The sequence below is a fragment of the Falsiroseomonas sp. genome (genome assembly GCF_051860665.1).
Lineage (GTDB): Bacteria > Pseudomonadota > Alphaproteobacteria > Acetobacterales > Acetobacteraceae > Falsiroseomonas.
In genome coordinates this window covers 1-12,401 of the sequence record NZ_JBHYDM010000043.1, presented here as the reverse complement: position 1 = coordinate 12,401, position 12,401 = coordinate 1, and the positions used below count along the sequence as shown (strand labels likewise).

Genomic DNA, 12,401 nt, shown 5'->3' with positions numbered 1-12,401 from the left:
CCATGCGCAGCGCGCTGATCTATCTGGTTCTTCTCGCCGCCGGCATCGCCGGCATCCTGTGGATCGCCCAGGTCGGCGGCGCGGTGGAAATCCGCGTCGGCGATGCGGAGGTGCTGGTCGGCCTGCCGGTGGCACTGCTGCTGCTGGCGGTGCTCTTCCTGGTGCTGCACCTGCTGCTGGTCGCGGTTTCCGCCCTGCGCCGCCTGCCCGGCCGGCTGCGCGAGCGCCGCGCCGCCCGCCGCCGGGGCGAGGGTGATGCGGCGCTGACCCGTGCCCTGGTGGCGCTGGCCGCCGGCACGCCGGATGCCGCGCGCATCGAGGTGAAGCGCGCCCGCAAGGGCCTCGGCGATACGCCGCAGACCCTGCTGCTGGCCGCCGAGGCCGAGCGCCTGGCCGGCCGCGAGGAGGCCGCGACCGAGATCTTCCGGCAGCTTGCCGCCACCCCGGATGCACGCTTCCTCGGCCTGCGCGGGCTGCTGCGCCAGGCGATCCAGCGCGAGGACTGGCCGGTGGCGCAGCGGCTGGCGCGGGAGGCCGAGGCCGCCCAGCCCGGCGCCGCCTGGCTGCGCCAGGAACGCGAGACGCTCGCCTTGCGCATGCGCGACTGGCGGGAGGCGCTGACCCTGGCCCCGCCCGGCGCCGGCCAGGCCGCGCTGGCACTGGCCGCCGCGGGGCAGGAGCCGGATGCAACGCGCGCGGCGGAGCTGGAGCGCCAGGGATTCGCGGCCGACCCAGGCTTCGCCCCGGCCGCGCTGGCCCATGCCAAGCGGCTGAAGGAGAATGGCAGCCCGCGCCGGGCGAAGACGGTGCTGGAACAGGCCTGGGCCGCCCGGCCTCATCCGGACCTGGCCCAAAGCTATCTGGCCGATGAGGTGGATGCGCTGGCCCGGATGAAATCCGCCGAGACGCTCGCCAAGGGCAGCCCGCGCCACCCCGAAAGCCGGCTGCTGGTCGGCCGCGCGGCGCTGGAGGCCGGGCTCACCGGCCGCGCGCGGCAGGAGCTGGATGCGCTGGTCGCCGCGAACCAGGCCGATCGCCGCGCCTTCCTGGCGCTGAGCGACCTGGAGGAGGTGGAGCATGGCGAGACGCCGGAGGGCCGCGCCGCCCAGGCCCGCTGGCTGCGCCAGGCCGCGACCGCGGCGCCGGAGCCGCGCTGGCGCTGCGCCGCCTGCGGCACGGATCACGAGGCCTGGAGCCCGGTCTGTCCGAAGTGCCAGGCGGTTGGCACGATCAGCTGGGCCAGCCCGCAGACGCTGCCGGCGACGGTGGGGTAGGCGCAGAAAGCCCTCTCCCCCTGACAGGGGGGTTGGACGCATGCGTCCAACGGTTGGGTGAGGGGGTCTTCCGGCCCTTTACACGCGCTCCAGCAGCTCGCCCTGCACCGGCTCCAGCGCATCGCCGGTGGCGACGCGGCCGGCTTCCAGCACCTCGGCATAGACGCCGAGATCGGCATGGCCATAGGCCTCGCGCAGCCATTTCGGCGGCTTCGCGTCGCGCTCGGCGGTCGTCGGGTTCACCTCGGTCGCCGCGCAGCGCTGGGTGCGCTTGAAGACGCGCAGCCGGGCACCGCCCAGCAGGATCTCCCGCCCGATCCAGTCGAATTCGGCGAAGGGCGCGGCGCCGGAGAACAGGATATTCGCCCGGAAGCGCAGCGGGTCCAACTCCATGCCGAAGCGCGCGCCGAGCGCCTCGACCGAGGCCAGCCCGACCAGGGAGACCGCCTTGGCCGCGATATCGGTGAAGGCATGGCCCGGGGCTTCCGCGAAGCGCAGCGCGCCGCGCGCCTCCGGTCCCAGATAGTCCGTCATCCAGGCGGCGGCGGCTTCGCGGCCGGCCGCGCTGGCGAGATCGGCCTGCAGCGGCGGCATGCCCTCTGCCCGCAGCACCAGGATATTGCTGGCCGCGTCATAGGCGGAGCGGATGGCGGCCACCCGCGCATTCGCCATCAGGCAGGCAAAGTGGCGCTTCTGCAGCCAGACGGGCGCGGCCGGGTCGAAGGGGCTGTCGCCCTGGGCAAAGGCGAAGCGTCGGTCATTGGGCAGGCCTTCGCCCGGCGCCAGCGCCACCTCCTCCATCGCCTCGGGCGAGAGGCCCTTGACCGGGAAGCGAAAGATCCGTTCGACCCGCATGCGAATCCCCTTGAAGCGCTGCAACCCGACTTACCACATCCACCCCGAAGGCGATCCTCGCTGCCCGATCGGGGGCGAGGGGCGCCGCCAGTCCGCTCAGGAGAGGGACAGCAGGAATGGACATCGAGAAATTCACCGACCGCGCCCGGGGTTTCCTCCAGGCCGCGCAAACCATCGCCATCCGCGAATTCCACCAGCGCGTCACGCCCGAACATCTGCTGAAGGCGCTGCTCGATGACGAGCAGGGCGCGGCCGCGGGGCTGATCCGTGCCGCCGGCGGCGATCCGGCCGCGGCGAAGCAGGCCGTGGATGCCGAGATCGGCCGCCAGCCCAAGGTGCAGGGCGCCGGCGCCGGGCAGCCGCAATTCACGCCCGACATCGTGCGCGTGCTGGATGCCGCGCAGCAGGCCGCGACCAAGGCCGGCGACAGCTTTGTCGCGCAGGACCGGCTGCTGGTGGCGCTCGCCGGCAGCGATGGCCCCTCCGGCCGCGCGCTGCGCGCCGCGAAGGTGGATGCCGCGAAGCTGGAAGCCGCCATCGCGACGCTGCGGAAGGGCCGCACGGTCGACAGCCAGAACGCCGAGGACCAGTTCGACGCGCTGAAGAAATACGCCCGCGACCTGACCGCGCTGGCGCGGGAGGGAAAACTCGATCCGGTGATCGGCCGCGACGAGGAGATCCGCCGCACCATCCAGGTCCTCGCGCGCCGCACCAAGAACAATCCGGTGCTGATCGGCGAGCCCGGCGTCGGCAAGACCGCCATCGTGGAAGGCCTGGCGCTGCGCATCGTGCGCGGCGACGTGCCGGAGGCGCTGAAGGACAAGCGCGTCATGGCGCTCGACCTCGGCGCCATGGTGGCGGGCGCGAAATATCGCGGCGAGTTCGAGGAACGGTTGAAGGGCGTGTTGAAGGAGGTCGAGGAGGCCGCCGGCGACATCGTGCTGTTCATCGACGAAATGCACACGCTGGTCGGCGCGGGCAAGGCGGATGGCGCGATGGATGCGTCGAACCTCATCAAGCCGGCGCTGGCCCGCGGCGAGCTGCATTGCGTGGGTGCGACCACGCTCGATGAATACCGCAAGCATGTGGAGAAGGATGCGGCGCTGGCGCGGCGCTTCCAGCCGGTGATGGTGGGCGAGCCCAGCGTGGCCGACACCGTCTCCATCCTGCGCGGCATCAAGGAGAAGTACGAGCTGCACCACGGCGTGCGCATCACGGATGGCGCTCTGGTGGCCGCCGCCACGCTGTCCAACCGCTACATCACCGACCGCTTCCTGCCGGACAAGGCCATCGATTTGATGGACGAGGCCTCCTCCCGCCTGCGCATGCAGGTGGACAGCAAGCCGGAGGAGCTGGACGCGATCGACCGCGACCTGATGCGGCTGAAGATCGAGCGCGAGGCGCTGCGCAAGGAAAGCGATTCCGCCAGCAAGGACCGGCTGGTGAAGCTGGAGAAGGAGCTGGCCGACCTCGAGGAGCGCTCGAACGAGATGACCTCCCGCTGGGCGGCGGAGAAGTCGCTTGTCGTGGAAAGCCAGAAGCTGAAGGAACAGCTGGATCACGCGCGCACGGAATTCGACCTGGCGCAGAATCGCGGCGACCTGGCCAAGGCCTCCGAGCTTCGCTTCGGCGTCATCCCGCAACTTGAGAAAAAATTGGCGGAAGCCGGCGATGGCGATGCGCGGCTGGTGAACGAGGCGGTGACGGAGGAGGCGATCGCCGCCGTCGTCTCCCGCTGGACCGGCATCCCGGTGGAGAAGATGCTGGAAGGCGAGCGCGCCAAGCTGCTGCAGATGGAAGACCAGCTGCGCCAGCGCGTCGTCGGCCAGGAGGAGGCGCTGGAGGCGGTGGCCAAGGCCGTGCGGCGCGCGCGGGCCGGGTTGCAGGATCCGAACCGGCCCATCGGCAGCTTCCTGTTCCTGGGCCCCACCGGTGTGGGCAAGACGGAATTGGTAAAATCGCTCGCGAACTTCCTGTTCGACGACGAGCGCGCCATGACGCGGATCGATATGTCCGAGTTCATGGAGAAGCACGCCGTCGCCCGGCTGATCGGCGCGCCGCCCGGCTATGTCGGCTACGAGGAAGGCGGCACCCTGACCGAGGCGATCCGCCGCCGGCCCTACCAGGTGATCCTGTTCGACGAGGTGGAGAAGGCGCATGACGACGTCTTCAACATCCTGCTGCAGGTGCTGGATGACGGCCGCCTGACCGATGGCCAGGGCCGCACGGTGGATTTCCGCAACACCATCATCGTGCTGACGAGCAACCTCGGCAGCCAGGCGATCGCGGAATTGCCGGAGACCAGCGACATCGAGGCGGCGCGGCCGGCGGTGATGCGGGCGGTGCGCGAGCGCTTCCGGCCGGAATTCCTGAACCGGCTGGACGAGGTGGTGCTGTTCCGCCGCCTGGCGCGCGGCGACATGGCGGCGATCGTGGACATCCAGCTGCGCGGCCTGCGGAAGCTGCTGGAGGATCGCAAGATCACGCTGGAGCTGGACGAGGCGGCGCGGGACTGGCTGGCGGAAGCCGGCTACGACCCGGCCTATGGCGCCCGGCCGCTGAAGCGCGTGATCCAGCGCAGCCTGCAGGACAAGCTGGCGGACCTGCTGCTGGCCGGCACGCTGCATGACGGCACGCGCCTGCTGGTGACCGCCAGCCCGGATGGGCTGGAGCTGCGGCCGGTGCCGGCCGAGGTGCAGGCCGCCGCCTGATGGGCAGCCAGGCTCAGGCCGCGGCCTGAGCGGGGCCCTCGGCCGCCTCCGCCAGCAGCGCGAGCTGTTCGCGGGCGGCGGCCGAAAGGCCTTCCAGCCTGCCGCGCACGGCGCCCTGGCCGGCATGCACCACCACCAGGGTCGCATCCACCGAAAGCTCCGGCACCATCACCCGCAGCCGGCTGCCGAGGGCTGGCATGGCATCACAGGCCACCGCCAGCCCGGCCGCCGAGATATCGATCAGCCGGCCGGAGACCTCGGTGGTGCCCAGCATCAGGCGGGCGGCGGCGGTGGAGGCGTAGCGCCGCGCGATCCGGCGATCCGTCTCGCGCGTCGCGCTGCGCACCACGCGCACCAGGTTCGTGCTCAGCGCCGCCACGGCCTCGCCCGCGCCCACCGTGTCGCTGCGCACGGCGGCCAGCAGGCCATCGGTGCGCGCCGTCTCCCGCGACACGCCGGCGATGCGCTGCGCGACTTCGCGCGCCGCATCGGCGGTCTGGGCGATGATGCCGGCGATCTCGCGCGTCGTGGTCGCCTGTTCCTCCACCGCCTGGGCGATGGCGCCGGCCGCCACATCCACCTCGGCGACGGAGCCCGCGATGTCGTGCACCGCGCGGGTCGCCGCGTCCGTCGCCTGCTGCACCTCCGCCACCTGGCGGTTGATATCCTCCGTCGCGCGCGCCGTCTGGGCCGCGAGCTGCTTGACCTCGGAGGCCACGACCGCGAAGCCCTTGCCGGATTCCCCGGCGCGCGCCGCCTCGATGGTCGCGTTCAGCGCCAGCAGGTTGGTGCGCGCGGCGACATCGGCGATGAGGGCGGCGGCGCCGCCGATGCGGCCGACGGCAGCGGCCAGGCCGGCGATGGTCTCCGCCCCCACCTTGCCGAGTTCGGAGGTATTGCGCGCGGCGGCGGCGGTGCGGTTGACCTGCTGCGCGATCTCGCCGATCGAGGCGGTGAGCTGCTCGGTCGCCGCGGCGACGGATTGCGCGGCGGTCAGGGATTGCTCGGCGGCGGCGGCCACCGTCGCGCTGTCCTGCGCGATCACGCCGGCGGATTCGCCGACCGCATCGGCGCCCTGGCGCAGCTTTGCCATGCGGTCGGAGACGATCTGCACGGCGCCGCGCACCTCGCCATCCATCCGCTCGCCCATGTCGCGCATGGTCTGCATGCGGTCCTCCGCCGCGGCCTTGCGCTGGGCCTCGGCCTCGCTCGCCGCGGCGCGGGCGCGCAGCGCGACGTGGCGCAGCGCCTCGGCGGCCGCCAGCACGCCATCCACCTCATCCGCACCGCGGCTGCCCGGGGCGCGGCGCCGGGCGATGGGCTGGTCGAGCTGCCCCTCCGCCACCTGCCGCAGCGCCTGCATGGCACGCCGCAGCGGCCGCGCCACGCCGCCGCCCAGGAAGACCAGCGCGCCGGCGGCGATGCCGATGCCGCCGAGCAGCGCTGCGCCATGCAGCCAGAGCTGCCGCCCATCCGCCGCGCGTCCCGCCGCCACCACCTCGGCCAGGGCGGCGCTGGCGGCGCGCTGGGCGGCCACCACCGCGCTGATGGCCTGGGTGGAGGCGGCGAACCATTCGGCCGGCGTCATGGGATAGGGCGCGCCGGCGTCGGCTGCCTCCAGCACCGCGCGGCGGCGCGGCAGCAGCCCGTCGCGCCAGGCGGATTGCGCCGCGGCCAGCGGGGCGGCGACGGTCTCGGGCAGGCCATTGGCCAGGTTGGCGGCGGTGGCGAAGCCTTCCGCCGCGCGGGCCGCATTGCCGCCCAGCGTGCGGTGCTCGGCCGGCGTGGGCGGGCGGCCCTGGGCGATCAGCCCGTTCATCAGCCCGCGCTCCCGCCCCGCCTGCTCCGCGATATCCACCAGGGCGCCGCGCAGGGCGGCAAGCCGGGCGCGCTGATCCGCCGCGCCGCTGGCCGCCAGCTCGATGCCATGACGCAGGGCGGCGATGGCGTCGATCTGCCGGGTGGTGGCGGCGAACCAGGCGGGCGGGCCTGGCAGGGCGGGGGCCTGCGGGCCGCGCGGCGCATCGAGCGCGGCGCGCATCGCCGCCACCTCGGTCCGCGCCTCCGTCAGGGCGGCCAGGGCCCTGGCCAGCAGCGGCTGGTCGCGCAGCGCCGGCAGCACCGCCTCCAGCGCCGTCTCCGCCGTCTGGCGGGCGGTGCGGGCCGTGGCGAAGGCGGCCGGCGGGGCGGCGGCGGGATTGGCCAGGATTCCATTGGCGGTGCCGCGTTCCACCGCGAGCGCGATGGCGGCCTCGGCCAGCCGCGCCACCTGCGACTCCGCCAGCAATTGCCGGTCCGCCAATCGCATCGCCTGCCAGGCGGCAAGGCCGGCCTGGCCCAGCATCAGCACCAGGCCCAGCCCGAGCAGCAGCACGGGCAGCAGGATTTTGACCCGCAGGGACATCGCATGCTCCTTCTCCCACCGTGCCAGTCCTTGGGGGCGGCGGGATGGGCGACAGGGTAGCGGGCGCCTGCTGAACCGCCGGTTACCGGCGCGCCAGCAGCAGGCCCGGGCTGCGGCCGGCGATCGGCACCGGCAGGTTGCGATAGGCATCCAGGCCCCGTCCGGCCGTGCCGGGTGGCGCGGCGATGACGGCGGCGCGTTCCGCCCCGTTGGACAGGCCGGCCCCGCCGGAGCCGGGCGGCACGGCGGGCGGCGTGGCGCGGGGCGCGACGGCGGCGAGCGCCACCGGCGGATGCGGCCGGCCCTGTTCCTGCGCCCAGGCGGCCATCACCCGTTCCCGATACGGCTCCGCCCGCTCCGGCGTCTGGGAATGGTAGGCGGCGGCGGCACGGGTCCAGTCATTGCGGCTGGCATTCAGCTCCGCCAGGAAGCGGGCGGCGTAGCGGGCATTGGTGGCGGGGTCGAAGGCGGCCTCCAGATTGGCGAAGGCCTCCGGGTGATGCCGCAGGTTGATCTGCATGCAGCCGACATCGATGGAGCGCATGCCGCGCGCCTGCAGGGCCTGCACCTCGGCAATCGCTGCCGCCTTGGTGGCGAAGAATTGCCCACGGCCCTCGGCATTGATGGTCCAGGGCCAGGGGTGGAAGGCGCCGGACTCCGGGTCCCGCCGGCCGGATTCGACGCGGCCGATGGCGGTGAGCAGATGCGCGGGGATGCCGGCCGCGCGTTCCGCCGCCTGGATGGCGGCGCGGCATTGCAGGCCGGCCTCGGCCCAGGCGGGGCCGGCGGCGAGGAGGCAGGCGAGGGCGGCGAGGATCAGTCTGGAAAGGGTCATGCCCCCGGCAGCGCAAGCCGCGTGCCAGGGGAGGCGCTACAGGATGGGGGAGGGCGGCGCGGCCAGGGGTTCGGTGGTGGGCGCGGCAGGCACCGGCGCGGCGCTGCCGGGCGGCGGGCCGGCGGGACTCTCCCCGGCCTGCTGCGCGGCCGCCGGCGTGGCGGGATGCGCCTCCGGCTGGGGCGCCTGGGCCTGGGCAGGGGGTTGGCCAGGGGGTTGGCCAGGGGGTTGGCCAGGGGGTTGGCCAGGGGGTTGGGTCGTGGCCGCTGCTGCGCCGCCCTCCGCCTCCGGCACCGTCTGGGTATAGTCCGGCACGATGCGCGCCTGGTTGCCGGCGATCACCAGCACCCTTTCCCCGATCGAGAGCGGGATTTCGTCCCGCTGCGTCACCGAGAGCAGGTCGCCATTGCCCTTGCGCACGATGTACTCATAGGCCGTGGTATTCCCGGCCACGCGTTCCGTCGCCGAGCCCAGCAGCCCGCCGACCAGCGCGCCGCCGACCGCGCCGATGGCGCCGGCCATGTTCCCGCCCGGCGCCTGCGCGCCCACGATGCCGCCGGCCGCGCCACCGGTGGCGGCGCCCGTGGTGCCTTCCGCCGTCACCGTCACCTGGCGGCGGCCGATGATCACCGCCTGCTCCACGCGGTTCATCTGCTGCACCGCCGCCGTGGCATAGTCATCCGGCGAATAGCTCGGGCGGCAGGCGGCGAGTACCAGGGGAGCGACCAGGGCGGCGGTCAGCAGGGGGAGGATGCGGGGTCTGGCCATGGCCCCTTTGCATAGGCCAGCCCGCGCCCGCCTGCCACCCGCCCTGACCTGCGTCCCGCCCATGTCACACCCCCGCCTCTTGCCGCCGCGCGGCCCGGCCGCACAGAATTGATCCCAGGCGACAAAGGTGGATCCTCGATGGCATCGGTGCGGCGACATCTGGCCGAACTCTCGCGCCGCGGCCTGCTGCGGGGTGCCACCGGGCTGGCGGGGCTGGCGGCGCTGGGGCCCGAATTCGGCCGGCGCGCCCTGGCCCAGGCGGCCTGGCACGAGAACCCCTTCGCGCTCGGCGTCGCGGCCGGGGATCCCTCGCCGGATGGCTTTGTCATCTGGACCCGGCTGGCCCCCAGGCCGCTGGAGCCCGGGGGCGGCATGCCGCCCGCCGGGGTGGAGGTGGGCTGGCAGGTGGCGGAAGACCCCGGCTTCGGCCGCACCGTTGCCCAGGGCCAGGCGATGGCCCGGCCGGAACTGGCGCATAGTGTCCATGTGGAGCTGGAAGGGCTGCGGCCGCAGCGGCCCTATTTCTACCGCTTCCTGCTCGGCGGCCAGGCCAGCCCCACCGGCCAGGCCCGCACCGCCCCCGCCCCCCAGGCCGAGGCCGCCCTGCGCCTGGTGACCGCCGGCTGCCAGCACTACGAGCACGGGCTTTTCACCGCCTGGCGGCATATCGCGCAGGAGGAGGTGGACCTCGTCTTCCACTATGGCGACTTCATCTACGAATACTCGGCGCGCCCGGTCGGTGCCGTCTCCGGCGGCCGCAGCATCATCCGCAGCCATGCGGGCGGGGAGACGCTGAGCCTGGCGGAGTATCGCGCCCGCTACGCGCAATACCGCCAGGACCCGGACCTGGCCGCCGCCAGCGCCGCCCATGCCTTCGCCGTGACCTTCGATGACCATGAGGTGGCGAACAACTGGACCGGCAGCATCGGCGGCCGCGGCGAGACCGGCCTGGAATTCGACCTGCGCAAGGCCGCCGCCTTCCAGGCCTGGTACGAGCATATGCCGGTGCGCCGCACGGCCCTGCCGGACGGGCCGCGCATCACCGCGCATCGCCGCCTGGCCTATGGCCGCCATGTGGCGCTGCACCTGCTGGACACGCGCGGCGCACGCGACGACCAGCCCTGCGGCGACGGCACCAAGCCGCCCTGCGCCGAGGTGTTTCGCCCGGATTCCCAGGTGCTCGGCCCGGCGCAGGAGGCATGGCTGCTGGACGGCGCGGCGCGCAGCGGCGCCACCTGGCAGGTGCTGGCGCAGCAAGTACCGATGTTCGCCCGGGTTGGGCCGAATGGCAGCATCGGGATGGACAAGTGGGACGGCTACCCGGCCGCCCGCGCGCGGCTGCTGCACGGGCTGCGCGACCGGGGCGTGGTCAATACCGTGGTGCTGTCCGGCGATGTCCATAGCGCCTATGCCGCCACCGTCGCGGCGGAGCCGGAGGGGCCGGCGCTGGCCACCGAATTCACCGCCACCTCCATCAGCAGCGACGGCGATGGCAGCGAGCAGCGGCGGGGCACGGCGGCGCTGCTGGCCGCCAACCCCCACATCGCCTTCCACAACAACCGCCGCGGCTATGCGCTGAGCCATTTCGGCGCCGACCGCTGCACCGCGGTGTTCCGCGCGGTGCCCTTCGTCAGCAGCCCCGGCGCCCCGGTGGAGGATCGCGGCCGCTTCGTGGTGGAGGCCGGCGCCACGGTCCTGCACAGCGCCTGACAGGCGCGCGGCTTTTGCCCTAGCCTTCCCGGAGAAACGGGAGGGTCTGCGCCATGGCACGCATCGGCTTCATCGGCCTCGGCAATATGGGGGCGCCGATGGCGCGCAACCTGGTGAAGGCCGGGCATGCGGTGGCGGTCTTCGACCTGGCGCCCGCCGCCATGCAGGCGGTGCCCGGCGCGGCGCAGGCCGTCAGCGCGGCGGCGGCGGCGCAGGGGGCGGAGTTCGTCTTCACCATGCTGCCGGCCGGCGAGCATGTGCGGGACGCCTATCTCGGCGCCGGCGGCCTGGCGGCGGCGAGCCCGGCCGGGGCGGTGCTGGTGGATTGCTCCACCATCGATGTCGCGACCGCCCGCGCCGTGGCGGAACAGGGCGGCCGCGCCTTCCTGGATGCGCCGGTCTCCGGCGGGGTGATGGGGGCGGAGGCCGGGACGCTGACCTTCATGGTGGGCGGCGATGCCGAGGCCTTCGCGGCGGTGGAGCCGCTGCTGCTGCAGATGGGCCGCGCCGCCATCCATTGCGGCGCGGCCGGCGCCGGCCAGGCGGCCAAGGCCTGCAACAACATGATGCTGGCGGCCACCATGCTGGTGACCTGCGAGGCTTTTGTCCTGGCCGAGAAGCTGGGGCTTTCGCACCAGGCGCTGTTCGATGTGGCCTCGCGGTCCTCGGGGCAGAGCTGGAGCCTCACAACCTATTGCCCGGTGCCGGGGCCGGTGCCGGGGAGCCCGGCCAATCGGGACTATGTGCCAGGGTTTTCGGCCAGTTTGATGCTGAAGGATCTGGGGCTGGCGCTGGGGGCGGCGCGGGCGGCGGGGGTGGAGTTGGGGGTGGGGGAGAAGGCGCTGGAGATTTACAGGCGGTTTGTGGAGGAAGGGGGTGGGGGGAAGGACTTTTCGGGGGTGGTGGGGATGGTGAGGCAGACCTGAGGAACTACCAATGCATATTTTGACATTTTGCGCCCAATGCCTAACAGAATACGGCGTGCCGAATATGACCTGCTTTGAGGCTAAAATTCTTCCTGATGACGGCGCCTGCAAGATCACGTGCGACAAAGGACATTCGACTGTAATTATCGTGCAAGATGAGAAATTTGAGATACTGGCTGGTATGGCTGCGCGCGATATTGCGGAAGATAGCTACAGAAGTTCGGTTTTAAATTTTACGGCATCGCTTGAGAGGCTTTATGAATTTTTCATTCGCCTGATTTTTAGGGCGAAAAAGCTAGACGACCTGAAGGTGGATCGTCTGTGGAGGCAGATAAGGAAGCAGTCTGAACGTCAGTTTGGTGCGTTTATGACATTGTATTTGACCGAGACTGGTGAGCCTTATGTACCTCTACCGGACTCTCAAACGGCACTTAGAAACAGGGTCGCGCATGATGGCCTCATCTGTAGCAGGTCTGAGGCGCTTGAGTACGGACAGGCTGTTTGGGACTGCGCGTGGCAGATTATAAAGGTGGTGAGAGCGGACAAGTATGCTGAGGCAGCAAGATCAATGATGCACGAAAGGCTTGAGGTCAGACTACGCCATGCAAGGCAGGATGGACTTCGTCACGGGACGACAAGCGTTTACCACCCTTTTCATTATGAGCTTATGGCGCGCGATCCAAGCCTGGAGAATTTTGTCCGGCAGTTAATCGATCGGCCTAGTGATCAAGAAATAGCGGCAATGTTTAAGTAGGATTTATTGTGGCAGAGTTTTCTCTTAATTGTAATTTTTGGTGCCTGCGCTCGGCTTCCTAAAAGTTTTGAGCCGCAGTGTGTTGCTTGCTAGAGCGTTTTCACCTCAGCCGGAATCGGATTGGGGATTCCGGCACGGGTCGTCAGTGTGATTCATAGGCGTCC

At 71.6% G+C, this 12,401-nt stretch carries 9 protein-coding genes; 5 read left to right on the top strand and 4 right to left on the bottom strand.

The genetic code is table 11. From position 1 onward, the window contains the following. Nucleotides 1-2: 2 nt before the first annotated feature. A complete protein-coding gene (locus tag ACTIF1_RS24580; protein WP_439599096.1) occupies nt 3-1,274 on the top strand; it encodes a heme biosynthesis HemY N-terminal domain-containing protein in 1,272 nt (423 codons plus the stop codon). 78 nt (nt 1,275-1,352) lie between these two features. On the opposite strand, the gene ACTIF1_RS24575 is transcribed toward ACTIF1_RS24580, so the two are convergent. Continuing rightward, complete coding sequence (locus tag ACTIF1_RS24575; RefSeq protein ID WP_439599095.1) at nt 1,353-2,129, bottom strand: MOSC domain-containing protein; 777 nt, start codon at nt 2,127-2,129, stop codon at nt 1,353-1,355. A gap of 116 nt (nt 2,130-2,245) precedes the next feature. On the opposite strand from ACTIF1_RS24575, the gene clpB reads away from it, so the two are divergent. After that, entirely contained in the window at nt 2,246-4,840 is a 2,595-nt protein-coding gene (gene clpB, locus ACTIF1_RS24570; RefSeq protein ID WP_439599094.1) for an ATP-dependent chaperone ClpB, read from the top strand. 13 nt (nt 4,841-4,853) lie between these two features. Here clpB and ACTIF1_RS24565 read toward each other — a convergent pair whose 3' ends face one another. The 3 genes from ACTIF1_RS24565 to ACTIF1_RS24555 form a co-directional block, all read right to left on the bottom strand. Next, entirely contained in the window at nt 4,854-7,244 is a 2,391-nt protein-coding gene (locus tag ACTIF1_RS24565; RefSeq protein ID WP_439599093.1) for a methyl-accepting chemotaxis protein, read from the bottom strand. Nucleotides 7,245-7,326: 82 nt separating this feature from the next. Then, nucleotides 7,327-8,079: a lytic transglycosylase domain-containing protein gene (locus ACTIF1_RS24560; RefSeq protein ID WP_439599092.1), complete on the bottom strand. Its 753-nt coding sequence runs from the start codon at nt 8,077-8,079 to the stop codon at nt 7,327-7,329. 36 nt (nt 8,080-8,115) lie between these two features. Then, on the bottom strand, nt 8,116-8,847 hold the full coding sequence (locus ACTIF1_RS24555) for a hypothetical protein (RefSeq protein WP_439599091.1): 732 nt from the start codon (nt 8,845-8,847) through the stop codon (nt 8,116-8,118). 138 nt (nt 8,848-8,985) lie between these two features. Between ACTIF1_RS24555 and ACTIF1_RS24550 the strand changes: the two genes are divergently transcribed. The 3 genes from ACTIF1_RS24550 to ACTIF1_RS24540 are packed head-to-tail and all read left to right on the top strand — an operon-like array spanning nt 8,986 to nt 12,237. Beyond that, entirely contained in the window at nt 8,986-10,557 is a 1,572-nt protein-coding gene (locus ACTIF1_RS24550) for an alkaline phosphatase D family protein (protein ID WP_439599090.1), read from the top strand. A gap of 53 nt (nt 10,558-10,610) precedes the next feature. After that, nucleotides 10,611-11,483 carry a 3-hydroxyisobutyrate dehydrogenase gene (gene mmsB, locus ACTIF1_RS24545; RefSeq protein WP_439599089.1) on the top strand — a complete coding sequence of 291 codons (873 nt, stop codon included), beginning with the start codon at nt 10,611-10,613 and terminating at the stop codon, nt 11,481-11,483. A 10-nt stretch (nt 11,484-11,493) separates the two neighbouring features. After that, nucleotides 11,494-12,237, top strand: a complete 744-nt coding sequence (locus ACTIF1_RS24540; protein WP_439599088.1) for a hypothetical protein — start codon at nt 11,494-11,496, stop codon at nt 12,235-12,237. The last annotated feature ends 164 nt before the right edge of the window (nt 12,238-12,401 follow it).